Below are 26485 nucleotides of genomic sequence, written 5' to 3'. Positions count from 1 at the left end.
GATTGCTTGCTGAATGTTTCAGCAGCCAAGACACGACCAACGCACTGAAAAGGACTCCCGCCGATGTTGCACCCTGTCTATCCACACCTGCTTTCCCCTCTCGACCTCGGTTTCACGACCCTCAGGAATCGTGTGCTGATGGGCTCGATGCACACCGGGCTCGAGGAGGCGCCGAATGGCTTTGCCCGCCTCGCGGCGTTCTACGCCGAGCGCGCTCGCGGCGGCGTCGGGCTGATCGTCACCGGTGGGATCGCGCCGAACCAGGACGGTGTGGTGATGCCCGGTGCGGCGGCGCTCGAGAACGAGGAACAGGCACAGAAACACTGCCAGATCACCGACGCCGTGCATCGCGCGGGTGGCCGGATCGCTCTGCAGATCCTGCATACCGGACGCTACGCGTACCACCGTGGCGCGGTGGCTCCGTCGGCGGTCCAGGCGCCGATCTCGCCGGTCCGCCCGCGCGAACTCAGCGAGGAAGACATCGAGAGGACGATCGCCGACTATGCACGCTGCGCGAGTCTCGCGCAACTGGCCGGTTACGATGGCGTCGAGGTGATGGGGTCCGAGGGCTACCTGATCAACCAGTTCATCGCTCCTCAGACGAACTTCCGCGAGGACGGCTGGGGTGGGTGCTTCGAGAACCGAATCCGCTTCGCCGTCGAGTCCGTGCGGCGCGTGCGCGCGGCCTGTGGACCTTCGTTCATCATCATCTTCCGCCTGTCGATGCTCGATCTGGTCGAGGGCGGCAGCACGTGGGAGGAGATCGTCGCACTCGCCAAAGCCATCGAGGAAGCTGGCGCGACGATCATCAACACCGGGATTGGCTGGCACGAGGCGCGCATCCCGACGATCGCCACGATGGTTCCGCGCGCGGCTTTTGTCTGGGTGACGAAGAGGCTGATGGGCGAGGTGCGCATCCCGCTGGTAACCACCAACCGGATCAATACGCCCGAGGTCGCCGAGGACATCCTCGCCTCAGGATGCGCAGACATGGTTTCGATGGCCCGCCCGTTTCTGGCCGACGCCGACTTCGTCAATAAGGCGGCCGCCGGTCGGGCCGACGAAATCAATACCTGCATCGCCTGCAACCAGGCGTGCCTCGACGAAATCTTCGCCGGCCGGCTGACCTCGTGTCTGGTCAATCCGCGCGCCTGTCACGAGACCGAACTGCTCATCGGGAAGGCTTCCCGGGCGAAGCGCATCGCCGTCGTCGGTGCCGGACCGGCTGGAATGGCCTGTGCATTGACGGCCGCCGAGCGGGGACACGACGTGACGCTGTTCGACTCGGCGCCGGAGATCGGCGGGCAGTTCAACCTTGCCCGGCGCATCCCGGGCAAGGAGGAATTCGGCGAGACGCTGCGTTACTTCGATCACCGGCTGCGCAGCGTCGGGGTGAGCGTCGAACTCGGCAGGGCCTGTCGGGCGACCGATCTCGTCGATGCCGGTTTCGACCACGTCGTTCTGGCCACCGGGATCGTTCCGCGTCGCCCGGAACTGCCGGGGATCGATCACGAGAAGGTCATCCCCTACGCCGATCTGATCGAGGGCTTCCGCGTGGCCGGTCAAAGGGTGGCGATCATCGGCGCCGGAGGAATCGGCTTCGACGTCGCCGAGTTTCTGACCCACTCCGATGACGGGGAGGACGAGCTGCAGCGCTTTCAAGGCGAGTGGGGAATCGATGCTCAGTTCGCCCATCGTGGGGGGCTCAAGCCGCCGATCGACGAGGCCGCGCGGCGGCAGGTCTGGCTGTTGCAGCGTAAGCCGTCGAAGGTCGGCGATGGACTGGCCAGGACGACCGGCTGGATCCGCCGAACGCTGCTCAAGAAGCGCGGCGTGCGCATGCTCTCCGGTGTGAGCTACGAGCGGATCGACGACGCCGGCCTGCACATCGTCGTCGATGGTCAGGCGCAGTGCCTCGCCGTGGACCACGTGATCGTCTGCGCCGGACAGGAGCCGCGCCGCGACCTCGAGGACGAACTGCGCACGGCTGGTGTCCCGGTTTCGCTGATCGGCGGCGCCGATGAAGCGCGTGAACTCGATGCCCGGCGGGCCATCGATCAGGGAACGCGTCTGGCCGCGAGCCTTTGAGCAGGATGTCCGTTCGTACGAGAAAGCCGGGCCAGATGTCCGAGGCGAGCCGCCGCGACGACCTGCTCAGCGCGGCGGGCCGCCTGTTCGTCGAGAAGGGCTTCGCCGCGACGACGACCCGTGACATCGCCGAGGCGGTCGGCATGCGTTCGGGGAGCCCGTTCTATCATTTCCGGAGCAAGCACGAACTGCTCCGGGCGGCGATTCTCGCCGGGCTCGAGCAGGGTTGCCAGAGGCTCGTGGAAGCCGTCGAGGGCGTCGATGACCCCGTCCAGCGGCTGCGCGTGATGATCCGCGCGCATCTCGCGAGTCTTCTCGAAGGCGATTGTCAGGCGCCAATGCTGATTCTCGAGTCGCGTTCGCTGGACGCTGTGGCGAGGGCGGAAATCGCCGCCGTCGCCGCGAGTTATCAGGAGCCGTGGCAGGCCGTGCTCGACGAACTGGCCGCGGCGGGTCGCCTGCGCAACTCGGCACCGCCGGTCAGACTGTTGCTCTTCGGCATGCTCAACTGGACAAGCCAGTGGTACCGGCCGGACGGCGCGCTGTCGCTCGACGAGATTGCCGGCGCGGTCGCCGACCTACTGCTGCGCTGAGAGGCCGGGGCCGCGGCAGGCCATGGGTCGCGCCGGGTCGCTGCACCACTCGCTCCACGAACCCGCGTAGAGCCGGGCTCCGCTCAGGCCGGCGATCTCCATGGCCAGCAGATTGTGGCAGGCAGTCACCCCCGAGCCACAGGACATCACGGCCTGGCGGGGCTCGACGCCGTCGAGCAATTCGAGGAACTCGCCGCGCAGTCGTGCGGCCGGCCCAAAGCAGCCATCGGCGTCGAGATTGTCGCGAAAGAAGCGGTTGCGCGCGCCCGGGATGTGTCCGCCGACGGGGTCGAGGGTCTCGTTCTCGCCGCGGAAGCGGTCGGGACTGCGCGCGTCGATCAGGCGCCAGCACGGGTCCTCGAGGCGCGCGAGGAGTGTATCGGTGCTGACCATCGAGTCGCGAAGGCTGACGGTCAGTCGTGCCGGTGTCGCCTCCGGGGTGGCGGTCGACAGCGGGCGGCCTTCGGCGAGCCAGCGGTCGATTCCGCCGTCGAGCACCGCGACGCGCTGGTGACCGAGCCAGCGCAGCAACCACCAGAGACGGCTGGCAAACGCGCCGCTGGCGTCGTCGTAGGCGACGACCTGGGTGTCCGCCGCAACGCCCATGGCAGCGAGCTTGCCAGCGAGCAGATCAGGGTCGGGCAACGGGTGGCGGCCATTGCGACCGGTCATCGGTCCGGAGAGGTCACGGTCGAGGTGCAGGAAGAAAGCTCCGCGCAGATGGCCCGCCGCGTAAGCCCTTGACCCTGCTTCCGGGTCGGTCAGCTGATGCCGGCAGTCGAACACACGCCACTGCGCGTCTTCGAGGTGGGCAGCAAGGACCGCCGTATCGACCAGCGTCGAGTAACTCATCCGGCGCTGGTCTCCGAGTCTTCCTCCAGCCAGCTGCGGGCCTCGCTCTCGTCGGCAAAGACGCGCATTTGCGCGCGGACGAAGATCTGCGAGAGCCACGCGCTCCAGGCGACCCACTGGCTGTCCGTGAGCACGGCGATCCGGCTGAAGTCGTTGCCGTGCCTGCGCGAGAAGACGATGTCTTCCCAGGCGACGTCGAGCGTGAAATCGGCCATTTCACGCAGGTCGAAGAGCAGGTCGACCGGCCCTTCGAACTCGACGGCGTGGTTCACCACGTCCTCGAATTCCTTGTAGTCGGCGAGGGTGAATTCTGCGTAGACGGTGACCTCGACGCGCTGCGGATGATGATCGATGACAATCATGTCGGCTCCCCTTTCCGGTCCGGAAGTTTAGCATCAGACCGCCAGTGAGGGGCGTCGAGCTCCGCGCCGCGTTCGGCGGCCAGCCGAGAGCGCGACGGGCAGTCGAACGCGCGGTAGATTACGACTGGCGTGGTCCGCACAAGCCGGCGTTGCCGCCGCAGCAATTGTCGGTCAGGAAATCGACTAGGGCGTCGATCCGGTCGAGCGCGGCGCGGCAGCGGACATAGCGTCCTTCCTGTGCGGTGTTCACCAGGCCGGCGTGGGTCAGCGTCTTGAGATGGAACGAAAGCGTCGGTGCCGGCAGAGCCAGCTTTTCGGCGATTGCTCCGACGGTCAGGCCAGCGGGGGCGTTCTGCACGAGGAGGCGAAAGATCGCCAGACGGCTGTCCTGAGCCAGCGCAGCAAGCGCGGCAATCGCGTCGCTATTGTTCATCGTGCCAACAATAACCAAAGACCGCGGCGCTCGCCAAGTACTTTGCCACGATGGATCGGGGTGGCCCCGGCCGCAGCTGCGGGGAGCGGCGCGGCCGGCCTCGTCACCGGCACCGACTCGGCCGGCCGGGAGAGCCAGCGGAAAAGAAAGGGCATCGCCCAAGCGATGCCCTGGTCGAGGAGTTCGCCGGAGAGCCTAGAAACCGGCACCCTTGATCGACTTGAGCCCCTTGTACTGGGCCTTGCTACCCAGCTGCTCTTCGATGCGCAGCAGTTGGTTGTACTTGCAGATGCGGTCGGTGCGCGACAGCGAACCGGTCTTGATCTGGCCAGCACCCGTACCGACGGCGAGGTCGGCGATGAACGAATCCTCGGTTTCCCCCGAACGGTGCGAAGAGATGACCCCGTACCCAGCCTTCTGGGCCATCTTGATCGCGTCGAGCGTCTCGGTGACCGTACCGATCTGATTGACCTTGATGAGGATCGCGTTGGCCGCCTTCATCTCTATGCCCTGCTTGAGGCGAGCCGGGTTGGTGACGAAGAAGTCGTCGCCAACGATCTGCACCTTGTCGCCGAGCGCCTTGGTCAGCTTGACGTACCCTTCCCAGTCGCTCTGGTCGAGACCGTCCTCGATCGAGACGATCGGGTACTTCTTGCACCATTCGGTGTACTTGGCGATCATCTCGTCGTCGGTGAACAACTTGTCCGGGTTCGATTTCCAGAACTTGTAACCCTGACGGCCGCCTTCGTCGAAGAGTTCGGACGACGCGCAGTCGAGAGCGATGCAGATCTGCTTGCCGGGCTTGTAGCCGGCGGCGACGATCGCCTGCATGATCACCTCGAGCGATTCGTCGTTGGTCAGATTCGGCGCAAATCCGCCCTCGTCGCCGACTGCCGTGACGTGGCCGCCCTTCTTGAGGATGCCCTTGAGGGCGTGGAAGACTTCGGTGATCCAGCGCAATCCTTCCGAGAAGGTCGGCGCGCCGACCGGCATGATCATGAATTCCTGGAAGTCGATCAGGTTGTCCGCGTGCTTGCCGCCGTTGATGATGTTGGCCATCGGCGTCGGCAGCACGAAGTCGCGATTCTTGTGAATCTTGCCGATGTACTTCCACAAGGGCAGCTCGCTGACGTGCGCGCCAGCCATGGTGATGGCCATCGATGCGCCGAGAATCGCGTTGGCGCCGAGACTCGACTTGTTCGCCGTGCCGTCGAGGGCGATCATCGCTTCGTCGAGTTCGCGCTGGTTCAGCGGGTTCTTGCCCTTCAGCAGCTTGGCGATCCGCGTATTCACCGCCTCGACGGCCTTGAGCACTCCCTTGCCGAGATAGACCTTCTTGTCGCCATCGCGCAGTTCGGCCGCCTCGAATTCGCCTGTCGAAGCACCCGAAGGCACGGCAGCTCGTGCAAGGAAGCCGTCGTCAAGGGTGATGTCGACCTCGACCGTCGGATTCCCGCGGGAATCGAGGATCTGACGCCCGACGACCTTGGTGATCTTGACGAAATCGGCGGCTGCGGCGGGCGCCGCTTCCTCGACCTGTTCCGTGTGTTTCGCTTTCTTGACTTTCTCGGCTTTGGCCATGATCAAACTCCGTGGGTGATGTGTGGATGGGTGGTGCAGATGGGAACCAGGAGGGAACTCTGTCCTCCCGATGATAACCAATTCGCGTCGCCGGGTGCAATGCCGGTGAGCGCATCAGGGCATTGGCGAGCGCGGCGACCGGTGAGCAAGCGAATCATGGGTAGCTTCTCCCCGGAAAGAACGGCGCGCTTCGCGATGCCGGTGAGGTTGTCGCCGGGCAGTCCGCAACGGACTGATGGGAGCCGCGGAGGCCCGCCGTCGCGCCGGGGTGAGCCGTGGGTCAGCGAAGGCCGAGGACGTCCTGCATGTCGAACAGCCCGTGCTGATGGCCGGCCAGAAAGCGCGCGGCGCGCAGGCTGCCCAGCGCATACGGCATCCGGCTTCCGGCCCGGTGTCCGATCTCGACGCGTTCACCTGGGCCACAGAACATCACGGTGTGGTCGCCGACGATGTCACCCCCGCGGACCGTCGCGAAACCGATGGTCATCGGCGAGCGTTCGCCGGTGTTCCCCTCTCGTCCGTAGATGGCACACTCCTCGAGGCTGCGGCCGAGAGCCTGAGCGACGACCTTTCCCATGCGCAACGCGGTTCCGGAAGGCGCGTCGACCTTGTGCCGGTGGTGAGCTTCGACGATTTCCACGTCGTAGCCTTCACCGAGTATCCGCGCCGCCGTGTCGAGGAGTCGGAAGACGACGTTGACCCCGACGCTCATGTTCGGCGCCATGACGATCGCGATCTCCTGCGCGGCGACGGCGATCGCTTCGCTGTCGCCAGCCGTGAAGCCGGTCGTTCCGATGACCATCGCGACCCCGAACTGGCGACAGGCGCCCAAGTGAGCGAGCGTGGCTTCAGGACGCGTGAAGTCGATCAGACAATCGGCCCCGGCCACGGCAGCAGGGACATCGCTGGTCACCCGAATGCCGCACGGCATCCCGACCAGTTCGCCGGCGTCCTTGCCCTGAACTGCAGCGGCGGGATGGTCGATTGCCGCGATCAGCGTGCTTCTCTCGTCGCGCAGCGTCGCTTCGATCAGCATCCGTCCCATTCGTCCACCCGCGCCGGCAACGACGATCTTGACAGGGCTCATGTCTAGAATCCTACCGTCTCGAGAAGCTTGCCGAAGAAACCCTGCTCATTGGCCGCCGGAACGGTCACGCTGCCGTCGTCGGGTAGCGAGCCGAGATCGATTTCGCGGTTGCGCGTTTCGGAAACGACCACCGAGTCGTCGGGCTGCGCCGCAGTGACGTCGCCACTGACACTGACCAGTTTCCCGTCAGCGTCGAAAAACACCGAAAAGCGACGCTTCTCGACGTCTCCCGTCTTGCCCTTCTTCAACCAGAAGAAGTAGTCCCAGCGGTTGGCGTGGAACATGTCCATCAGGATCGGCGTGCCGAGAATGAAACGTACCTGTTCCCGGGACAGTCCTGGCCTCAGCTGCGAAACCATGTCCTGGGTCAGGACGTTTCCCTGCTGTACGTCGATCCGATACTCGTTGACGATGCGCGGGACCGACGTGCAGGCGACGAGTGAGCAGAGCGCGATGGACGGCAGAACGGATCGTGAAATGGCCATGTTCGGGCAAGCGATACGGTGGACGAGCGATACGCGCCCGCCAGCCGTTCCCCGCCTGCAAGCCGAAGTCTGGTCGAGGGTGAAGGGCGCGTCTCCCAGCGGCGCCTCAGGGCGGGGAGTCGGTATATCATACCTGAAAAAGCGCTCGTTTCCTTTTCGCCAGGCAAGGCCAGTCCATGATCAACTCGACCAACCTCAGAAGCATGGGGCTGAAGGCAACCCTGCCGCGTCTGCGGATCCTTGCGCTCTTCGAACGCAGCGAAGTCCGCCATCTGAGCGCCGAGGATGTCTATCGCCTGTTGCTTGCGGAGAATCTGGACGTCGGCCTGGCCACCGTCTATCGGGTGCTCACCCAGTTCGAGCAGGCCGGCCTGCTCGAAAGACACCACTTCGAGTCCGGCAAAGCGGTGTTCGAACTGCGCCCTGGCGAGCATCACGATCATCTGGTCTGTGTGGACTGTGGCCGAGTCGAGGAATTTTACGATCCCGAGATCGAGTCACGGCAGGCGCGGATCGCTGCCGAGCGAGGCTTTGCCATCCGCGAACACGCTCTTCATCTGTACGCAGCGTGTACCAAAGCGGATTGCCCGTATCGCGAGGCCCAAGAGCCTGCCGGAGCCGACCTCTCCAGATCGCCGTCGTGAGGATTCGTCTGGTCAGTTTTCGGGCTGATTGGCTGGATGAACCCGTCCACCTCGGTGTTATACTGTCGACGAGCCATCAGAAACTGCTGATTTATTGGGGGTCGACAGGATGATAAAGGCTGATGCTGCAGACGACGCCCTCCCTTGCGCCAGGATTCTCGAGCGACTTCGTCAACGGATTCGTGCCAAGGGTTACAGCCAGCGGACGGAAGCGCAGTACGTCCATTGGGCGCGGCGCTTCATGCTGTTCGACCCTGTACGGCATCCTGGTGAAACCACGGCCAGAGAGGTCGAGGCCTTCCTGACGCACCTCGCCGTCGAAGGACGGGTGGCTGCGGCGACCCAGAAGCAGGCGTTGTCGGCTTTGCTTTTCCTGCACCGCGAGGTGCTTGGGCGCGAGCTGCCGCAGTTCGACGAAGTCGTTCGCGCCAGTCCACCGCCGCGTCTGCCAGTAGTCCTCTCGCGCCGTGAGGCTCAGCGCGTCCTCGATCGACTTCACGGCGTCTATGGCCTGCTCGCCCGCCTGATGTACGGCACGGGAATGCGCCTGACCGAAGCTCTGCGCTTGCGTGTCAAGGACCTCGACTTCGAACGTGCGGAGATCGTGATTCGTGACGGCAAGGGTGCGCTGCAGCGCGCGACCATCCTGCCCGAGGCCCTGGTGTTCGACCTCGGCGAGCACCTCTTGCGTCGGCGACAGTTGTTCGACGACGATCTGGAGCTGGGACGGGGCGGCGTGGAACTGCCCGACGCCGTGGAGCGCAAGACTCCTGGGGCCAGAACCGCATGGGAATGGCAGTACGTTTTCGTCGCCGGGACGCATTCGCTCGACCCGCGCAGCGGCGAGCTGCGACGCCATCACCTCGACGGCAAGCTTCTGCAGCGGGCGATGAAGAAAGCCGTCGCCGCGGCAGGAGTCGACCGGCCGGCAACACCGCACACCTTGCGTGATTCGTTTGCCATCCATCTCCTCGAAAGTGGCCACGACCTGCGCACGATCCAGCAGTTGCTCGGCCACGCCCATGCGAGCAGGACGATGGTCTATCTGCAGGCGATCAAGCGGCGCGCACGAGAAGTTCAGAGTCCACTCGATACTCTGCCACAGATCGCCGGGGGCAGCCGGCTTGACCGCAGTCAGGCGGGGTTGGTTCGCGCCGAGGCTGCGTTGGCCGAGCCTGATGGCGAAGGTGTCACCGCCCGGTCACCAGTCTCGGTCGTCGAATGAGCGATCCCGTGGCCTGAGTGGTTGTCAAGGAATCGTTGCGAGCAGGCCGGGATGCCCGGCGCGAGCGAACGACGAGACATGCAAATGGATGGGCGAGAAGTGAGCGACCGGGCAACAGCGCAGACCGGTCGCGCAGCAGATTCATTCGAGATCTCTGCCGGCGCACTCGACAGCGCCGCCTCGCGGCCCATCGTCGGCGGCAAGTGCTGGTCGATGAACCCGGCCGATGGCCGGCCCGTGAACGTTGCCCTGGCCGCCCGCTCGCCGGTGCGATTCGCTGAGCGCGGCCCGTGCCGCGGGCCGTGTTGCGGCTCAGCGCGTCTCCTTGATCATCCGCGAGAAGGTCGCCTGGATCGGTCGGGCGTTGTTCCGGTAGAGCCTGGCAAAGATCGCCAGCTGTTCGGCCGAGATCTGCTGCCGCTGCTTGAGGACCAACCAGAGCACACCCTCGGTGCACGGAGGAGTGGTCAGCGATCCCATGTACGTATGGTAGCTCCGGTCCTGTGGCAACAACTGGGCGACGTCGATCGTCGGATCAGGAGGCGCGACGTACTCGCCCTTTTCGAGCGGCAGGTGGTTCCACACGGTCTGGATGATCGGGTGCTCGCTGCCTTTCTCGAGCAGCACCGCCAGCACCGCGAGTTTGCCGTCGTCGGACTTGTGCACGAGGTGGGCGACCATATCCGATGCCCTGCCGTCGATCCTCTCCTCTGATGGCCGGTGAAAGTGGAACTGGACGAGCTCGTAGCGCTTGCCGAGCAGACTGAGGCTGCTGCCATCCACCTCGACCTGTACCGTGTGACCATTGTCGATCACGCGGAAATGGGACGGTCGGTAGCTGAACTGGATCGGCTCGAGGTCTACACGCAGGCCGTCACGAATGTCGATCGGCGATTGCCGTCTGCCACTCGCGCAGGTCGCGTACTCTGGGCTCAGCCTGGCCCAGTTGTCGGGGCCGGCGTCACCCTCGTAGCCCCACTGGACATGTGCGTTAACACCACGTTCGCCGCTCTCCGCCGTGCGCGTCCGGGTCGTGCGGGTAGTTGGCGGTGGGCCCGTATCGCTAGTCACCGAGGCGCCGGTTGCGCGCGGCGCCCGGCGCGGCACCGGGCTGGCAACTGCCTCGGCGACCGGCCGATCGGCGGCTGCTGGCGTCTGCATGCTGGCGCGCCTGACTTCCTGCTGGACGAGCGCTTCGTTCGCCTTGCGCAGGTCACCAGTCGCCGAGTTGACCTTGTCCGCCGTGCGCCTGGCGGCCAGCGTCGCGTCGTCAGCCTTCGGCCGGCACACCTCGCGCAGAAGCTTGTCGTCGAGCATTCCCGAGCGGACGGGCATCTCGATCTGGACCTTGACCTCTTCTTCACGAAGCAGGTCGCCTTCGTCCTTGAAGTAACTGCGCTTGAGCGTGCTGTAATTGCGTGAATTGCAATCGTAGCGGCTGAGCGCCTGGACGATCCGGTACGACGACGATGTCTTCGGGTCGATGATCGGCTTCTCGAGCACGATGCGGCCAAGCGCAACGGTCTTTCCGTTGTCCTCCTTGCGGATGCTCGTCCGGTCGATCTCCACCCGCTTCCCGGGTTCTGCGGAGATTACTTGCCACGCGGCCGCAGCGAGCGAAGGGGCAGTGGCGATCATGGCGATCAGGCAGGCGGTCGGGCGGGTCAGGTGTGGGCGCATCGAGCAGGTCGGTCCGTGACTGGGCTTGGTATTCCGGATACGGACGATCACCCGGAGACTTTAGCCGGGCACGCGAGAGGGGCCGATTACGGGGCGCTTCGCGTCAGGTCTGCGGCCCCGGAGTTGGCCGGCAAGCCTGCCTGCAGAGCAAAAAAAACCCTGGCGGGTTGTCTCTTCCGCCAGGGTTTCGGGATGCTGCCGGGCGCCTAGTGGCTGGCGGCACCCGATGCGCCGAATCCGGTCTGGGCGCGCACGTACTGGTCCTCGAACGCGTCCTTCTCGGCCTGGGCGCGCGCGCTGCTGTCGGTTACCGAGAAGATGTATGCGAGGATGAAGCCGATCGGCATCGCGAAGAGCGCCGGCTGCGTGTAGGGGAACAGCGCCACCTTGTTGCCGAGCACGTCCACCCACACCGACTTCGAGAAGAGGACGAACAACACGGCCGAGATCACGCCGCCGTAGCCGCCCATCACTGCGCCGCGCGTGGTCAGACCCTTCCAGTACATGGAAAGGATCAGCACCGGGAAGTTGGCGGCCGCCGCCACGCCGAACGCCAGACCGACCATGAACGCGATGTTCATCTTCTCGAACATGATGCCCAGAACGATGGCCAGCAGGCCGAGGCCGATCGTCGCGATGCGCGAAACGCGGATCTCTTCCTTCTCGGTGGCCTGTCCCTTGCGCATGACGCGGGCGTAGATGTCGTGCGAGATCGCCGACGCCCCGGCGAGCGCGAGGCCAGCCACCACCGCGAGGATCGTCGCGAACGCCACCGCGGCGAGGAAGCCGAGCAGCATGTTGCCGCCGACCGCTTTCGCCAGGTGCATGGCGACCATGTTGCCGCCGCCGATCAGCTTGCCCTTGATGTCGCCCCCTTCGAAGAAGTCGGGGTTCTGGCCGACGATGATCACCGCGCAGAGGCCCATCAGGAAGATCACGTTGAAGAAGTAGGCGACGCAACCAGATGCGACGACGACCGATTTCCGGGCTTCCTTGGCGTTGCCGACGGTGAAGAAGCGCATCAGGATGTGCGGCAGACCGGCCGTTCCGAACATCAGGCCGAGGCCGAGCGAGATCGCGGTCACCGGATCGGCGAGCAGCGCGCCCGGGGCCATCAGCTTGGCGCCGAGCTTATGCACCGCTTCGGCCTGCGTCAGCAGTTCGGTGAACGAGAAGCCAAACTGCGGATAGGCCAGCAGCAGCGTCACCGTACCGCCGAAAAGCAGCATGCACGCCTTGATGATCTGCACCCAGGTCGTCGCGACCATGCCGCCGAAGGTCACGTAGATCATCATCAGGATGCCGACGACGAAGATCGCGACGTTGTAGTCGAGACCGAAGAGCAGCTTGATCAACTGGCCTGCACCGACCATCTGGGCGATCAGGTAGAAGACGACGACGACCAGTGAGGAGATCGCCGCCATCGTCCGGACCTTGCCCTGATCGAGCCGGTACGAGGTGATGTCGGCGAACGTGAAGCGCCCGAGGTTGCGCAGCCGTTCGGCCATCAGGAAGAGGATGATCGGCCAGCCGGCAAAGAAGGCGAGCATGTAGATGTAGGCGTCGTAACCCTGGGCGTAGGTCATCGCCGTCAGACCGAGCAGCGTGGCTGCCGACATGTAGTCGCCGGCGATTGCCAGCCCGTTCTGGACACCGGTGATCCCGCCGCCGGCGGTGTAGAAGTCCGCCGTGGTCTTGGTGCGGCTCGACGCCCAGTAGGTGATCCCCATGGTCAGCGCGACGAAGATCAGGAACATGATGATCGCGTGCCAGTTGGTCGCCTGCTTGGTCGTCGCTTCGACCGCCGGAGAGGCGTACGCCAGACTCGACAGGACGAGCAGGGGCAGCGCGGAACTCAGTCGATGTCTCATTTGCCCTCCTTCTGCGCTTCGCGGATCAGCTCCTGGGTGAGGTCATCGAACTCGCCGTTGGCGCGGCGGACGTAGACGATCGTCGTCAGCCAGAAGAAGATGAACAGGATCAGTTCGACCGTATAGCCGATCGGCCACATCGACCCTTCGGCGATTTTCTGGCCGAGCATCGCCGGGCTGAAGGCGATCAGCATGAAATAGCCGTAGAAGATGATCAGGACGATCGCTGACAGCGTCCACGCGAAACGCCCACGCCGGCGGACCAGATTCTCGAATTTCGGATTTCTCCGCATTCGCTCGTACATCACACTACTCATGTTTCCTCAAGCTCCTGATTTTTTTGATGAAGCGGTTTCGTAGCGAGCTTGAACCCGGACAAGATTTTCTCCTTGCCGCGGCGAATACTAATACACTTGCGATGAGTGTTCAATTCCGCCCAGGGTGCGGGTGTGGTCCGTGGTCGGCGATCTGCCGCGTTTGCGCGGGTGGTGCGGGGCGGTTTTCCGTCCTCGCGGTGCGCATGGCGTCGTGCCGGGACAGGCGTCGATCTTCAGTCGCCAAACGAGCGCAGACCGACCACATCGAGGACGGTCAGCGTCCCGTAACCGACACGCAGCAGGCCAGCCTCGGCGAGCCTGGCCAGCGAGCGGTTGACCCGCTGGCGCGAGATCCCGGCGAGCAGTCCGATTTCTTCCTGCGAAATGTGCAATTCGATACCGCTGTCGGGGTAGAGCAGCGGGTTGAACATCGAGGCGATGCAGCGGGCGAGACGGGCGTCGGGATCGAGCAGTCGTTCGTGTTCGACCATGCCGATGAACTGGCTCAGGCGCTCGTTCAACTGCATCAGCACGAAGCGGTTGAACGGGATGCTGTGGTCGAGCAGTTCGTGGAAGCGGCTTCGCTTCATGCAGGCGATACGCGTCTCGCGCAGCGCGATGACGTCGTAGCGACGTGGCTCGTCCTTGAGCAAGGAGCCTTCACCGAACCAGGAGCCGCTCGACAGGCCGACGAAACTGGTTGCCTTGCCGGTTGGCCAGTGACTGGTCATCTTGGTCAGTCCGTCGATGATCCCTGTCCAGTATTCGACCGCTTCGCCTTTCATGCACAGGTAACCTCCGGCCGGAATCGTGCGCACGACGATGTCCCTCCTGATCTGGTTCAATTCCTCCGCGGTCAGCTGTTTCGCCCATCGCGAGGCGTTCAGCAGGTCATCGAGAGTCTGCATCGCTCTCCTGATGGTCACGAAATCGCCGGAATGTCATCTGGAAGACAATTATAGTCGCCAGCCGAGTCTACACTAGGCGAAAGGCGCGTCTTCCCTGAAAGGTTCCGGCTCGCCGGCGGATTGCCGGTGACTGGCACGAGCGGCCGTGGCAGGGCTGTACGCGTTCAAGGACAGGGGCTGGTCACCCGATGCGGGTGGCCAAGGCGCCGGAGGAGACGAGATGCCGGAAATCGCTTCCGGGCAGGTGCCGGACACGTTCCCGCGCCTGCTGTTTCATCACGCCGAGGTGCGTGCCGGCAGCACGGCGATGCGCGAGAAGGATCTCGGCATCTGGCAGTGCTGGACGTGGCGCGACGTCGCCGAACACGTACGTGCGCTGGCCGCGGGGCTGGCCGAGATGGGCTTCCGGCGCGGCGATCATCTGGCGATCGTCGGCGACAACCGGCCACGACTGTACATGATGATGGCCGCGGCGCAGTGCCTCGGTGGCGTGCCGGTTCCCCTCTACCAGGACGCGGTGGCCAGCGAGATGCTCTTCGCCCTGGTCGACGCTGGGGCGCGTTTCGCCTTCGTCGAGAATCAGGAGCAGGTCGACAAGATCCTGGAAATCCGGGAACAGCTTCCGGAACTCGTGCACCTCTTCTACGACGATCCGCGGGGCATGCGCCATTACACCCAGCCGTTCATTCACGACGTTCGCGAACTGATCGAGATGGGGCGGATCCACAACCGGAATCACCCCGATTTTCTCCCCGAGCAGGTCGCCGCCGGACGGGCGGACGAGGTCGGTGTGATGCTGTACACCTCGGGTACGACTGGCCGGCCGAAGGGAGTTCGGCTGACGCACGGGGCGTTCATCGCCGCGGCGAGAGGGGGCGCGGATTTCGACCGACTGACTGCCGACGAAGACATTCTGTCCTATCTGCCGATGGCCTGGGTCGGTGACCACCTGTTCTCCTTTGCCCAGGCCCTGGTTGCCGGCTTCACGATCAACTGTCCGGAATCGGCGGAGACGGTGATGGCCGACATGCGCGAGATCGGGCCGACCTACTATTTCGCGCCGCCGCGTGTCTTCGAGAATCTGCTGACGCAGGTGATGATTCGCATGGACGACGCGGGCATCGTGAAGCAGCGGATGTTCCATTTCTTCATGGCCGTAGCCCGGCGCTGCGGGGCCGAGATCCTCGATCGCCGGCCGGTGGCCGCCGGAGACCGTCTGCTCTACGCGCTCGGCAACCTCTTGGTCTATGGGCCGCTGAAGAACGTCCTCGGGATGAGCCGGATTCGCGTCGCTTATACCGCCGGGGCGGCCATAGGTCCCGACCTTTTCCGCTTCTACCGCTCGATCGGGATCAACCTCAAGCAACTCTATGGCCAGACGGAGACCTGTGCTTACGTCTGCCTTCAGCCCGACGGCGAGATCCGTTTCGACAGCGTCGGCAAGCCGGCGCCGGGTGTCGAGGTAAGGATCGCCGGCAACGGCGAGATCCTCGTTCGCGGGCCGATGCTGCTCAACGAGTATTACCGGCGTCCGGACGCGACCGCCGAGGCGATCAACGACGAGGGGTACTTCATGACCGGAGACGCCGGGCTGTTCGACGACGACGGGCACCTGAAGATCATCGACCGCGCGAAGGACGTCGGCCGACTGGCGAACGGGGCGATGTTCGCCCCGAACTACATCGAAAACAAGCTCAAGTTCTTTCCTCATGTCAAGGAGGCCGTCGCCTTCGGCAATGGCCGGGAGATGGTCTGCGCGTTCATCAACATCGACGTCGGTGCGGTCGGCAACTGGGCCGAGCGCCGCGGCATCGCGTATTCGGGCTATACCGACCTGGCGGCGAAGCCCGAGGTCCATGAACTGGTCCGGGAGTGCATCGAGCGGGTCAACGGAGAACTGGCCAGTGAAGGGGCGCTGGCCGACTCGCAGGTGCACCGCTTCCTGATTCTGCACAAGGAACTCGATCCCGACGACGACGAACTGACGCGAACGCGCAAGGTGCGCCGCAATTTCGTCGCCGAGAAGTACGCGGTACTGATCGACGCGCTCTACTCGGGAAGCGCGAGTCAGTTCATCGAGACGGCGGTGCGTTTCGAGGACGGACGGCAGGGCAAGGTCGCTGCCGACCTCGCGATCCGGGACGTGAAGACCTTCGCTTCCTCGGCGAGGAGTGGCCGATGAATGCCGGCGGCGAAGTCGTTCTCGACCTGCAGAAGGTGTCGCTGTCGTTCGGTGGCGTCAAGGCGCTGACCGAGATTTCCTTCGACGTCCGGGAACGTGAGATTCGCGCGATCATCGGCCCGAATGGTGCCGGCAAGAGTTCCATGCTCAACGTGATCAACGGAGTCTATCGGCCGCAGCAGGGCGAGATCGTTCTGCGCGGCCAGCGCTTTACCAGAATGACTCCGTACAAGGCGGCACGGGCCGGGATGTCGCGCACCTTCCAGAACATCGCGCTGTTCCGGGGAATGAGCGTCCTCGACAACATCATGGCCGGGCGCAACCTCAGGATCGCCAGCAACCTGTTCCAGCAGGCGATCTGGTGGGGGCCGGCGAGGCGCGAGGAACTGGCCCATCGCGAACGCGTCGAGCAGATCATCGACTTCCTCGAAATCCAGCATGTCCGCAAGACGCCGGTCGGGCGCCTGCCGTACGGCCTGCAGAAGCGCGTCGACCTCGGGCGGGCGCTGGCCATGGAGCCGAGCATCCTGCTGCTCGACGAACCGATGGCCGGGATGAACGTCGAGGAAAAGCAGGACATGTGCCGTTTCATTCTCGATGTCAACGACCAGCTCGGAACGACGATCGTACTCATCGAACACGACATGGGCGTGGTCATGGACATCTCCGACCGGGTCGTCGTCCTCGACTACGGGCGCAAGATCGGCGACGGGATTCCGGACGACGTGCGCGCCAACCCGGAAGTGATCAGCGCGTACCTCGGTGCGACTCATTGAGGAGCAGGGCGATGGGTTTCTTTTTCGAGACACTGATCGGCGGCCTGATGGCCGGCATGCTCTACTCGCTGGTCGCGCTCGGATTCGTGCTGATCTTCAAGGCTTCCGGGGTGTTCAACTTCGCGCAGGGAGCGATGGTGCTCTTCGCCGCGCTGGCGATGGCGCGCCTGTCCGTGTGGATTCCCGAGTGCTTGGGGATCGACGGTCGCGTGCTCGGCAACACGCTGGCGTTCGTCGTTGCCGGTGCGTTGATGTTCGTCGTCGCCTGGCTTGTCGAGCGGTTCGTGTTGCGCCATCTCGTCAATCAGGAAGGGGCGACTCTGCTGATGGCCACGCTGGGAGTAGCCTACGTGCTCGAGGGGGTCGGCACCAGCGTCTTCGGTACCGAGGTTTACAAGATCGACGTCGGGATGCCCAAGGATCCGGTGCTGATCCTCGAGGGAAGCTTCGAGGGTGGTCTGCTGATCAACAAGGAGGACTTCGTCGCGGCGCTGGTCGCGGCGCTGCTCGTCGCGCTGCTCGCCCTGTTCTTTCAGAAAACGTCGACGGGCAGGGCCCTGCGCGCGGTTGCCGACGACCATCAGGCGGCGCAGTCGATCGGCATCCCGCTCGGCCGCATCTGGGTGATCGTCTGGTTCGTGGCCGGCCTCGTCGCTCTCGTCGCGGGGATCATCTGGGGGTCGAAACTCGGTGTACAGTTCTCGCTGGCGACGGTTGCACTGCGCGCGCTGCCGGTGGTGATCCTCGGTGGCCTGACTTCGGTCCCCGGTGCGATCATTGGCGGCCTGATCATCGGCGTCGGCGAGAAGCTCTCGGAGGTCTACCTCGGGCCGTACATCGGCGGGGGTATCGAGATCTGGTTCTCTTACCAGCTGGCGTTGGTCTTCCTGCTGTTCAGGCCGCAAGGTCTGTTCGGCGAGAAGATCATCGACCGCGTCTGAGCACGGGGGACGCCGATGCTGTATCGGGAAAACGGACAGTTCAAGACCACCTACGCTGCCGACCAGCAGACCTTCCCGATCGCCCAGGACCGCTGGGCGATTCTGGCGATCCTCGCTTTCGCTTTCCTCGGCGTGCCGCTGTTCGTCGACGAATACTTGCTGCGCGCGATCCTCATACCCTTCCTGATCCTCTCGCTCGCCGCGCTCGGGGTGAACATCCTCGTCGGCTACTGCGGCCAGATCACGCTCGGCGCTGGTGCCTTCATGGCCGTCGGCGCCTACGCAGCGTACAACTTCCACATCCGGATCGAAGGCCTGCCACTGTTGCTGACCCTGCTGTTCGGAGGCGTCGCGGCCGCGCTCGTTGGTATCGTCTTCGGCATTCCGAGCCTGCGCGTGCGCGGTCTCTATCTGGCCGTGGCGACTCTGGCCGCGCAATTCCTGACCGACTGGGTGTTCCTCCGCGTACCGTGGTTCACCAACTATTCGTCATCGGGATCGGTTTCGGTCGCCAACCTGCAGATCCTCGGCTGGCAGATCGCCGAACCGATCGACAAGTACCTGTTCTGTCTCTCCTGGCTGACCGTCTTCGCGCTGCTGGCGAAGAACATGACGCGCTGCGCGGCCGGCAGGCAATGGATGGCGATCCGCGACATGGACGTCGCCGCCGAGGTGATCGGCATCCGGCCGATGGTCGCCAAGCTGTCGGCCTTCGCGGTCAGCTCGTTCTTCGTCGGCATTGCTGGCGCGCTCTGGGGCTTCGTCCATCTCGCGTCGTGGGAGCCGGCTGCGTTCTCCGTCGACCGCTCCTTCCAGTTGCTGTTCATGGTCATCATCGGCGGTCTTGGCTCGATCATGGGCAGCTTCTTCGGCGCCGCCTTCATCGTCGTCCTGCCGATCGCGCTCAACCAGTTCCTGCCTGCGTTGGGACGCCTGCTCGGCGTGACGGTGTCCACCGCCGGCGTCGCGCACGCCGAGCTGATCGTTTTCGGGGTGCTGATCGTCTTCTTCCTGATCAAGGAGCCCCACGGTCTGGCCCGTCTGTGGTCGACCGGCAAGGAGAAACTGCGGCTGTGGCCATTTCCGCACTGAACGGCCGGCGCCGGCGTCGGGGACGCCATCGCCGCCCACGCTTCGACTATCAACAGAGGAGACACTGATGAACATGCGCCAGATCGTCATCGGGGCATCGGCGACCGCCGCTGTCCTCTCGTCGTTGTTCAACGCGTCGGCAGCGTTCGCTCAGGCGAAGGAGCAGTTCTTTCCGGTGCTCGTCTATCGCACCGGTGCCTATTCGGCGAACGGCAGCCAGTGGGCGAACGGTTACGTCGATTACCTGAAACTGACCAATGCGCGCGGCGGGATCAACGGTGTCAAGGTGTCGTTCGAGGAGTGCGAAACGGCCTACGCGACGGACCGTGGAGTCGAGTGCTACGAACGACTCAAAGGCAAGAACGGCGGTGGCACGGTGTTTCAGCCGCTGTCCACGGGGATCACCTTTGCACTGACCGAGAAGGCGCCGGTGGACAAGATCCCGCTGATCACCGCCGGCTATGGGCGCAGCGAGTCGCAGAACGGCGCCGTGTTCACCTGGAACTTCCCGTTGCTCGGCACCTACTGGGTCGGCGCCGACGTCGCCATCCAGCATATCGCCAAGAAGGAGGGCGGTCTCGCCAAGCTCAAGGGCAAGAAGGTCGCGCTCGTCTATCACGACAGTCCCTACGGCAAGGAGCCGATCCAGATCCTGCAGGAACTGGGCAAGACCTACGGTTTCGACGTGCTGCTGCTGCCGGTCGCGCATCCGGGAGTCGAGCAGAAGGCGACCTGGCTGCAGATTCGCCAGCAGAAACCCGACTACGTGCTGCTCTGGGGCTGGGGGGTGATGAACTCGACGGCGCTGCGCGAGGCGCAGGCGACCGGCTACCCGCGTGACCGGATGATGGGCATCTGGTGGGCCGGCGCCGAGCCGGACGTCAAGGACGTCGCCGAAGGCGCCAAGGGCTACAGCGCATTGACCCTGCAACATGGCGCCGAGCCCGGTTCGAAGGTGGTCAGGGAGGTTCTCGACCTCGTCTACGCGAAGGGTCAGGGCACCGGACCGAAGGACGAGGTCGGTCAGGTGCTGTACATGCGCGGGCTGATCTCGGCGATGCTCGCGGTCGAGGGCGTGCGCAAGGCGCAGGAACGCTTCGGCAAGGGCAAGGTGATGACCGGCGAGCAGGTGCGCTGGGGTCTCGAGAACCTCAATCTCGACCAGAAGTCTCTCGATGCCCTGGGTTTCGCCGGCGTGATGCGCCCGGTGCAGACTTCGTGTCTCGACCACATGGGGTCGTCGTGGGTGCGCGTCCATACCTGGAACGGCAGCAAGTGGGAGTTCAGCTCGGACTGGTATCAGGCCGACGAAAAGGTCGTCCGGCCGATGGTCATGCTCGCCTCGAGCAAGTATGCCGAGGAGAAGAAGCTCAAGCCGCGCACGCCGGAAGAGTGCAGAAAGTAGGCGCTTCAACTCATCGGCCGGCGGGCCTGGATCCGCCAGTCGGGGGCCGCGGCCGGTTGCGACCGGTCGATGCCCGATTCCCACGCCGTCAAGCGTGTCCGCTTCAGACAAACGGGTGAACACCTGCGATGAGTACCTCTCCCTCGTTGCTCCGCGTCAACAGTATCGAGGTCATCTACAACCATGTGATCCTGGTGCTCAAGGGCGTTTCGTTCAGTGTTCCCGAGGGCGGGATCGTCGCCCTGCTCGGCGGCAACGGCGCGGGAAAGACGACGACGCTGCGCGCGGTCAGCAATCTGCTGCGTGGGGAGCGCGGTGAGGTGACCAAGGGGACCATCGAGCTGCGCGATGAGCGGATCGAGGCGCTGACTCCGGCCGATCTGGTGAGGCGGGGAGTGATTCAGGTGATGGAGGGACGTCACTGTTTCGCCCACCTGAGCATCGAGGAGAATCTGCTCGCCGGCGCCTATACGCGCCGTGACGGGAAGGTCGCGGTCGCCGAGACGCTCGACAAGGTCTATGCCTACTTCCCGCGCCTCAAGACTCGCCGTGGCAGTCAGGCAGCGTACACTTCCGGCGGCGAGCAGCAGATGTGCGCGATTGGTCGTGCGCTGATGGCCAATCCGCGAATGGTCCTGCTCGACGAGCCGTCGATGGGACTTGCGCCGCAGGTCGTCGACGAGGTGTTCAGCATCGTCCGGGATCTCAACCAGAAGGAGCGAGTCACCTTTCTGCTCGCCGAACAGAACACGAGTATGGCGCTGCGCTACGCGGATTTCGGGTACATTCTCGAAAACGGCCGGGTGGTGATGGAAGGCTTGGCCGGCGAACTGGCGACCAACGAGGACGTCAAGGAGTTCTATCTCGGGCTGGCTTCGGGTGGACGGAAGAGCTTTCGCGACGTCAAGCACTATCGTCGTCGCAAGCGCTGGCTGTCGTGATCGATGCTCGCGGTTTCACTGGCGGCGGGCCGGGAAACCTGAGTCGCCGTGCCTTTCGCCGGCGATCCGGGACAAACGGTCGGGCTGGCGTCCTCGCGGCAGAAAGGTGAGGCTTTGTTGAGCTACAGGCTGGATGTGCGGATTGAGAACTGTGCTCTGGGGGGTGTGTACCGCGCTGGTCGCGGCTTCGACGATCGCTGACGAGGCCGTTTCGGCGGGCAGACCGGCGGACATGCGGATCGGGGATTGCGTGATTTTCCGCGAGGGAGGCTTGGGGCGAATCATCAGAACACCGGTTTACTGGCTCAAGGGAACGCTCGCCGGAATTTCGCGCGAGCAGAGGGTCGCCGGTCTCTGCCCGGAGATCGGCAAGCCGGTCTCCGCGTACAGCCGCGCCGATCATCTTCGCGTGGCCCAATCGTTGCCGTGCGTGGCCAGCGCCCCGGAGGTTGGTGAAGTCACGGTCCTGCGTGTCCAGGTCTCCGTCGTCGACTGGGAGACGCCGTGGGCAGAGCAGCACGGAACCGCCGGGTGGCTTTACAGAGGGCAGTTCCTTGATCAGCCGTTGCGCAAGGGGGCGCTGATCGACATGCAAGCGAGCTGGCTCGAGCGTTGTCGGGAGGACTGATGAGCGGTGGTCCGCTGAGCGGGGTGAGGGTTCTCGATCTGACGCGGCTGTTGCCTGGTCCTGTCGCCACCCTGCATCTGGCCGACATGGGCGCCGATGTCGTGAAGATCGAGGACCACGGGGCGGGCGACTACGCGCGGACTCTCGGCAAGGGCCCCGAGGGTGTCAGCGTGCTGTACCGCTGTGTCAATCGCAACAAGCGCGGCCTGCGCCTCGACCTCAAGCAGCCGTCCGGTCGCGAAGCGTTTCTGCGGCTGGTCCGTCAGGCTGACGTCGTCGTCGAGAGTTTCCGGCCGGGCGTCAGCGACCGGCTGGGCATCGGCTATGTTGTGTTGCACGAGCTCAATCCGGCGCTCGTGTACTGCGCGATCACCGGCTATGGTCAGAACGGACCGTTGGCCGCGGCCGCCGGACATGATCTGAACTACATTGGCCTGGCCGGAGTTCTCGATCAGATCGGGGTCCAGGGGGGGGCGCCGGCGATTCCCAACTTCCAGATCGGTGATCTGCTCGGCGGCGCGATGACTGCGGCGATGGGGATTCTGGCCGCCCTCTTCGATGCGCGCCGCAGCGGCCGCGGGCGCTTCGTAGACGTCGCGATGAGCGAGGCGGCCCTGGCCCACAACCTTTTCCCGTTCTTCGCCTTGCAGAGCGAGGGATCCGTCCGCGAGCGAGGCGCGGACACGCTGAGTGGCGGCGACGCGGGGTACAGCGTGTACGCGACAGCCGATGGTCGCTACTTGGCGGTCGCGCCGCTCGAACGGAAGTTCTGGGACGTCTTCTGTGACGCGCTCGAGCACCCCGAATGGAAAAGGCTGCATGGCGCGCGGGGTCCGGCTGCACTCGCCCTTCGTGGCGAAATCGCTGCCCTCGTCACCAGGCGAAGCCTCGCGGAATGGTGCGCACTGTTCGCCGGTCTCGACTGCTGCGTGACGCCCGTTCTCGACCTCGCGGAGGCGCTCGCCCATCCGCATTTCCGGGCACGCGGGATGGAGGTATTCGCCGACGGAGTCCGGCAGTTCGCGCCGCCACTGAAACTCTCGGGCTGGTCCTTCGACGTCGAACGCCGTGCGCCGTCTCCGGGCGAGCACAGCGAGGAAATCCTCGGCGAGGCCGGCTTCAGCGACGGCGAAATCGCCGCGCTGCGCGAGGCGGCGATCATCTGAGGGTTTGCGTGGAAAGCGCCGCCAACGCGCCGCGAAGTGCGGCGCAGCCTCTCAGCGTTGTTGCTCGGGAGCCCCCTTCAGTGGACGGGCCGGCAGACCTTCGCTGGCGGACACGGCCGGCTTGCCGTTGTCGGCGGCCGGCAGTGCGCGGGCTGCTGCGGCAGCCTGCTGCATCTGTTCCTGCAGCTGCTGCATGAGGTTCCACGGCCAGAGCGCCGCCTGCTTGAGAATGTCGTTCCCGGCGGTCGCACCCTGGCTTGCTTCGGCCCCCGGGTGAGCACCACTGGCCATCTGCCCCATCGCACGCACCGCATTGAGCGTGATGCACTGCATCTCGAGCCCCTGGATGGTCATCTGGAGCATCGAGAGATTCATCTTGAGCCAGTTCTCCACGGCCCTGAGGTCGCTGATCTTCTTCTCGAGCTCCTCGACGTCAAGCGTCGGAGTAACCATGCCGGGCAATGAAAGCCCCATGTTTCCCCAGAGTTTCCTGGCGAAGCCTAGAGGGTCGGGGACTGAAGGTTGATTGGCCATGTCGCTGCTCCGCTGGTCGGTGGGCAATGTGCCATCTTAGCAAAGTTTCTCATTCCCGGCCGGCTCTGCTGTCTGCCTTCCCGCGTCGGGCCGGGCTGGCCTCGAGACTGAGCACGGGTCGGGCGCGATGCGGTAACAGTAGAGCCGGGTGTCACGCGGATCGTTCACCTCGACGACGAAACTGGGCTCGACGTCGGGCACGGGAAAACTGTTGCTGATGAACAGTCCGCCGGCACGCATCTCGCCGCGGATTTTCGTCCACAACACCGCCATCGGAGCGGGGGACAGGTAGGCATAGACCACGTCGAATCGCGCCAGTTCGGCGTGCCACAGGTCTCCCCAGAAGAAGTCGCAGTTCGGCAACCTGCGGGCTCTGAGCTTTCCGAGCAGCCAGCTCGCCGGGGCATTCTCGATTCCGGTCGTGTGGCAGTCGGGCCGTCGCCGAGCGAGAGCGACGACCACGCTACCGATTCCGGCACCCAGATCGAGCAGGTGCATGCGGGGCAACTCCGCGGTGATCCCGGAGATTGCCGCCACCGTCGCCCGACTCGACGGGTAAAGCGGCACCTGGCCGGAGGCGGCGCCTCGATAGACCAGTGCGAGGAGCACGAAAGAGAGCAGGAACCACCCCGGGGCGATGGCCAGCTGCAAGACACCCCAGGCCAGGGGAGTGAAACAGAGATGGATCACGCGCCACCACCAGCGGTGCCCGGCGAGCGTGGCGAGCAACAGCGCGACGCCGCCTATCACACCCGCTGTCGCCGGCCAGGGCAGCGGCTCGCCGCGAATGCCGTAGTAAGGCCAGGCCAGCGAAAGGACCAGGACGGCGGCGGCGAGCTGCACGGCGAATGGCCGAAGTCGTGCAGAGCCTGGTGTCGGCCCGCAAGCGAAGACCGTTGAGCACGACACGCGCCGTTCACGCTCCGTGCTGGCCGTTGGAACCGCCGCACGCCGACCGTTTGGCCGCGTCGACGACTCCTCGCCGGTCGGGCTGGTCTGGTCGTTCGCCCCGTCGCGCCGGGAATTCCGGCTGGCTCGCCACGATCCCTCCACGAGCTCTCAGGGGGCCGGCAGGACCTTGCCCGGGTTGAGCAGATTGTCGGGGTCGAGAGCGGCCTTGATTGCGCGCATCACGGTCACCGCGGTCTCGCCATGTTCCTCGAGCATGAAGCGGGTCTTGCCGATGCCGATGCCGTGCTCACCGCTGCAGGTTCCGCACGCGCCCAGCGCACGTTCGACGACGCGCTCGTTGATCCACTCGGCCTCGCGCATCTCGCGGGGGTCCTCGGGGTCGACGACGAGGACCAGGTGGAAGTTGCCGTCGCCGACGTGACCGAAGAGTGCGATCGGGATGGACACCCTGGCGATGTCCTGGCTGGTCTGTTCGATGCATTCGGCGAGGCGCGAGATCGGCACGCAGACATCGGTCGGGAACGCCCGGCAGCCGGGACGAAGCTGCAGACACGCGAAATACGCGGTGTGTCGCGCGTGCCACAAGCGGTTGCGGTCCTCGCTGCGGGTGGCCCACTGGAAATCCTCTCCGCCGAGGTCGGTGGCGATGGCCTGCACCGTTGCCGCCTGCTCGGCGACCGACGCCGGGCTGCCATGGAACTCGAAGAAAAGTGTCGGCAGTTCCCTGAGTTCGGTACGCGAGTAGCGGTTGACCGCGCGCAGCGTCAGTGGGTCGACCAACTCGATTCTGGCTACGGGCACTCCACACTGGATCGTCCCGATCACCGTCCTGACCGCCTGGTCGACACCGGGAAAGGTGCATACCGCTGAAGAGATCGCCTCGGGCACCGGGTGGAGGCGAACGGTCAGTTCGGTGATCACGCCAAGCGTTCCTTCGGAACCAATCATCAGGCGGGCGAGATCGTAGCCTGCCGAGGACTTCCGCGCCCGGCCGCCGGCCCTGAGCACCCGCCCGTCGGCGAGCACCGCGGTCAGCCCGAGAACGTTCTCGCGCATCGTGCCGTAGCGTACGGCGTTGGTTCCGGACGCGCGTGTCGCTGCCATGCCGCCGAGCGAGGCGTCGGCCCCGGGATCGATCGGAAAAAAGACCCCACATTCCCTGAGCGCGGCATTGAGTTGCAGGCGCGTCACGCCTGCTTCGACGGTCGCGTCGAGATCGTCGATGCGCGTCTCGACGATCCGGTTCATGCGCGCCAGGCTGATGCTGAGCCCTCCATGGATGGCGAGGACCTGTCCCTCAACCGAGCTGCCGGCCCCGTAGGGAATCATCGGATAGCGCTGCTCGTGACAGAGCCGGGCGATGGCGGAGACCTCTTCGGTGCTCTCCGGAAAGACGACGCCATCGGGCGGCGCGGGCCGATGGATCGACTCGTCGCGCCCATGTTGAGCGCGCAGCGACTCGCCCTGCGAGAAGCGTTCGCCGAAGCGGTTCTGCAACTCGCTGGCCAGTCGGGCCGGAAGGGGATTGGAGGAGTGGTGCATGGACGCCTCCGCGATGACTCGCGTGGTCGGGGGATGAACGGAAGCGCAAGATTGTACGCCGTCGCGCATCGAGTGCCGACGCGATCGCGGCCTTCGACGAGGCACGGCGGGTCTCGCCAGGCGTCCGGGCGCCAAAAATCCATTTGACAGCCGGCGATTCGCGCGGCAAAATTACGTGTTCCGAGCTGGAGGGATACCCAAGTGGTCAACGGGATCAGACTGTAAATCTGACGGCTCTGC

The 26485-nt window shown here is 64.8% G+C and carries 25 protein-coding genes; 12 read left to right on the top strand and 13 right to left on the bottom strand.

Annotated features, from left to right (window positions below; translation table 11 throughout):
* Nucleotides 1–63: 63 nt before the first annotated feature.
* Nucleotides 64–2088 carry an FAD-dependent oxidoreductase gene (locus NFW05_RS02600; protein ID WP_295302545.1) on the top strand — a complete coding sequence of 675 codons (2025 nt, stop codon included), beginning with the start codon at nucleotides 64–66 and terminating at the stop codon, nucleotides 2086–2088.
* A gap of 35 nt (nucleotides 2089–2123) precedes the next feature.
* Entirely contained in the window at nucleotides 2124–2681 is a 558-nt protein-coding gene (locus tag NFW05_RS02595) for a TetR/AcrR family transcriptional regulator (protein ID WP_295302543.1), read from the top strand.
* Here NFW05_RS02595 and NFW05_RS02590 read toward each other — a convergent pair.
* The 6 genes from NFW05_RS02590 to bamE all read right to left on the bottom strand — a co-directional run bounded on the left by NFW05_RS02590 (nucleotide 2667) and on the right by bamE (nucleotide 7481).
* Nucleotides 2667–3533, bottom strand: a complete 867-nt coding sequence (locus NFW05_RS02590) for a sulfurtransferase (RefSeq protein WP_295302541.1) — start codon at nucleotides 3531–3533, stop codon at nucleotides 2667–2669. The two genes, NFW05_RS02595 and NFW05_RS02590, sit on opposite strands and share 15 nt — an antisense overlap.
* On the bottom strand, nucleotides 3530–3895 hold the full coding sequence (locus tag NFW05_RS02585) for an STAS/SEC14 domain-containing protein (RefSeq protein WP_295302539.1): 366 nt from the start codon (nucleotides 3893–3895) through the stop codon (nucleotides 3530–3532). The genes NFW05_RS02590 and NFW05_RS02585 overlap by 4 nt, the downstream gene beginning before the upstream one ends.
* 118 nt (nucleotides 3896–4013) lie before the next feature.
* The gene (locus NFW05_RS02580) at nucleotides 4014–4328 is read right to left on the bottom strand and encodes a metalloregulator ArsR/SmtB family transcription factor (protein ID WP_295302536.1); all 315 of its coding nucleotides are present in this window, start codon (nucleotides 4326–4328) and stop codon (nucleotides 4014–4016) included.
* Nucleotides 4329–4523: 195 nt separating this feature from the next.
* Nucleotides 4524–5909, bottom strand: a complete 1386-nt coding sequence (gene eno, locus NFW05_RS02575; protein WP_295302534.1) for a phosphopyruvate hydratase — start codon at nucleotides 5907–5909, stop codon at nucleotides 4524–4526.
* Between the two features lie 280 nt (nucleotides 5910–6189).
* On the bottom strand, nucleotides 6190–6996 hold the full coding sequence (gene dapB, locus NFW05_RS02570; RefSeq protein WP_295302533.1) for a 4-hydroxy-tetrahydrodipicolinate reductase: 807 nt from the start codon (nucleotides 6994–6996) through the stop codon (nucleotides 6190–6192).
* 2 nt (nucleotides 6997–6998) lie between these two features.
* The gene (bamE, locus tag NFW05_RS02565; protein WP_295302531.1) at nucleotides 6999–7481 is read right to left on the bottom strand and encodes an outer membrane protein assembly factor BamE; all 483 of its coding nucleotides are present in this window, start codon (nucleotides 7479–7481) and stop codon (nucleotides 6999–7001) included.
* Between the two features lie 176 nt (nucleotides 7482–7657).
* Between bamE and fur the strand changes: the two genes are divergently transcribed.
* Nucleotides 7658–8125 carry a ferric iron uptake transcriptional regulator gene (gene fur / locus NFW05_RS02560; RefSeq protein WP_295302529.1) on the top strand — a complete coding sequence of 156 codons (468 nt, stop codon included), beginning with the start codon at nucleotides 7658–7660 and terminating at the stop codon, nucleotides 8123–8125.
* A 109-nt stretch (nucleotides 8126–8234) separates the two neighbouring features.
* Nucleotides 8235–9350, top strand: a complete 1116-nt coding sequence (locus NFW05_RS02555) for an integron integrase (RefSeq protein WP_295302527.1) — start codon at nucleotides 8235–8237, stop codon at nucleotides 9348–9350.
* Between the two features lie 312 nt (nucleotides 9351–9662).
* Here NFW05_RS02555 and NFW05_RS02550 read toward each other — a convergent pair whose 3' ends face one another.
* From NFW05_RS02550 to NFW05_RS02535, 4 genes are all read right to left on the bottom strand, one after another.
* Nucleotides 9663–11030, bottom strand: coding sequence for a carbonic anhydrase (locus NFW05_RS02550; protein ID WP_295302519.1), 1368 nt, complete (start codon nucleotides 11028–11030; stop codon nucleotides 9663–9665).
* A gap of 206 nt (nucleotides 11031–11236) precedes the next feature.
* On the bottom strand, nucleotides 11237–12901 hold the full coding sequence (locus NFW05_RS02545; RefSeq protein WP_295302517.1) for a cation acetate symporter: 1665 nt from the start codon (nucleotides 12899–12901) through the stop codon (nucleotides 11237–11239).
* The gene (locus NFW05_RS02540; RefSeq protein ID WP_295302516.1) at nucleotides 12898–13218 is read right to left on the bottom strand and encodes a DUF485 domain-containing protein; all 321 of its coding nucleotides are present in this window, start codon (nucleotides 13216–13218) and stop codon (nucleotides 12898–12900) included. Before NFW05_RS02540 ends, NFW05_RS02545 begins: the two co-directional genes overlap by 4 nt.
* A gap of 233 nt (nucleotides 13219–13451) precedes the next feature.
* Entirely contained in the window at nucleotides 13452–14126 is a 675-nt protein-coding gene (locus NFW05_RS02535) for a Crp/Fnr family transcriptional regulator (RefSeq protein WP_295302514.1), read from the bottom strand.
* A 220-nt stretch (nucleotides 14127–14346) separates the two neighbouring features.
* Here NFW05_RS02535 and NFW05_RS02530 point away from each other — a divergent pair, with 220 nt between their 5' ends.
* From NFW05_RS02530 to NFW05_RS02495, 8 genes are all read left to right on the top strand, one after another.
* The gene (locus NFW05_RS02530; protein WP_295302567.1) at nucleotides 14347–16308 is read left to right on the top strand and encodes an AMP-binding protein; all 1962 of its coding nucleotides are present in this window, start codon (nucleotides 14347–14349) and stop codon (nucleotides 16306–16308) included.
* Nucleotides 16305–17084 (top strand): ABC transporter ATP-binding protein, encoded by a 780-nt coding sequence (locus NFW05_RS02525; RefSeq protein WP_295302512.1) that lies wholly within the window; start codon nucleotides 16305–16307, stop codon nucleotides 17082–17084. Before NFW05_RS02530 ends, NFW05_RS02525 begins: the two co-directional genes overlap by 4 nt.
* 11 nt (nucleotides 17085–17095) lie before the next feature.
* On the top strand, nucleotides 17096–18025 hold the full coding sequence (locus NFW05_RS02520; protein WP_295302511.1) for a branched-chain amino acid ABC transporter permease: 930 nt from the start codon (nucleotides 17096–17098) through the stop codon (nucleotides 18023–18025).
* 15 nt (nucleotides 18026–18040) lie between these two features.
* Nucleotides 18041–19117: a branched-chain amino acid ABC transporter permease gene (locus NFW05_RS02515; RefSeq protein ID WP_295302509.1), complete on the top strand. Its 1077-nt coding sequence runs from the start codon at nucleotides 18041–18043 to the stop codon at nucleotides 19115–19117.
* 67 nt (nucleotides 19118–19184) lie between these two features.
* Nucleotides 19185–20522, top strand: a complete 1338-nt coding sequence (locus NFW05_RS02510; protein ID WP_295302508.1) for an ABC transporter substrate-binding protein — start codon at nucleotides 19185–19187, stop codon at nucleotides 20520–20522.
* 128 nt (nucleotides 20523–20650) lie between these two features.
* Nucleotides 20651–21463 carry an ABC transporter ATP-binding protein gene (locus NFW05_RS02505; protein ID WP_295302506.1) on the top strand — a complete coding sequence of 271 codons (813 nt, stop codon included), beginning with the start codon at nucleotides 20651–20653 and terminating at the stop codon, nucleotides 21461–21463.
* A 142-nt stretch (nucleotides 21464–21605) separates the two neighbouring features.
* Complete coding sequence (locus NFW05_RS02500; protein ID WP_295302505.1) at nucleotides 21606–22091, top strand: hypothetical protein; 486 nt, start codon at nucleotides 21606–21608, stop codon at nucleotides 22089–22091.
* A complete protein-coding gene (locus tag NFW05_RS02495; protein WP_295302503.1) occupies nucleotides 22091–23257 on the top strand; it encodes a CaiB/BaiF CoA-transferase family protein in 1167 nt (388 codons plus the stop codon). The genes NFW05_RS02500 and NFW05_RS02495 overlap by 1 nt, the downstream gene beginning before the upstream one ends.
* A 51-nt stretch (nucleotides 23258–23308) precedes the next feature.
* Here the strand turns inward: NFW05_RS02495 and NFW05_RS02490 are convergent, their stop codons facing one another.
* From NFW05_RS02490 to NFW05_RS02480, 3 genes are all read right to left on the bottom strand, one after another.
* A complete protein-coding gene (locus NFW05_RS02490) occupies nucleotides 23309–23791 on the bottom strand; it encodes a PhaM family polyhydroxyalkanoate granule multifunctional regulatory protein (RefSeq protein WP_295302501.1) in 483 nt (160 codons plus the stop codon).
* Nucleotides 23792–23827: 36 nt separating this feature from the next.
* Nucleotides 23828–24634 carry a class I SAM-dependent methyltransferase gene (locus tag NFW05_RS02485; protein WP_295302499.1) on the bottom strand — a complete coding sequence of 269 codons (807 nt, stop codon included), beginning with the start codon at nucleotides 24632–24634 and terminating at the stop codon, nucleotides 23828–23830.
* Nucleotides 24635–24850: 216 nt separating this feature from the next.
* The gene (locus NFW05_RS02480) at nucleotides 24851–26245 is read right to left on the bottom strand and encodes an FAD-linked oxidase C-terminal domain-containing protein (RefSeq protein ID WP_295302497.1); all 1395 of its coding nucleotides are present in this window, start codon (nucleotides 26243–26245) and stop codon (nucleotides 24851–24853) included.
* Nucleotides 26246–26485 lie beyond the last annotated feature (240 nt).

Source organism: Accumulibacter sp., assembly GCF_023806625.1.
Lineage (GTDB): Bacteria > Pseudomonadota > Gammaproteobacteria > Burkholderiales > Rhodocyclaceae > Accumulibacter.
Note: the sequence above shows the minus strand (reverse complement) of the source record. Positions and strands in the feature narration are given on the sequence as shown.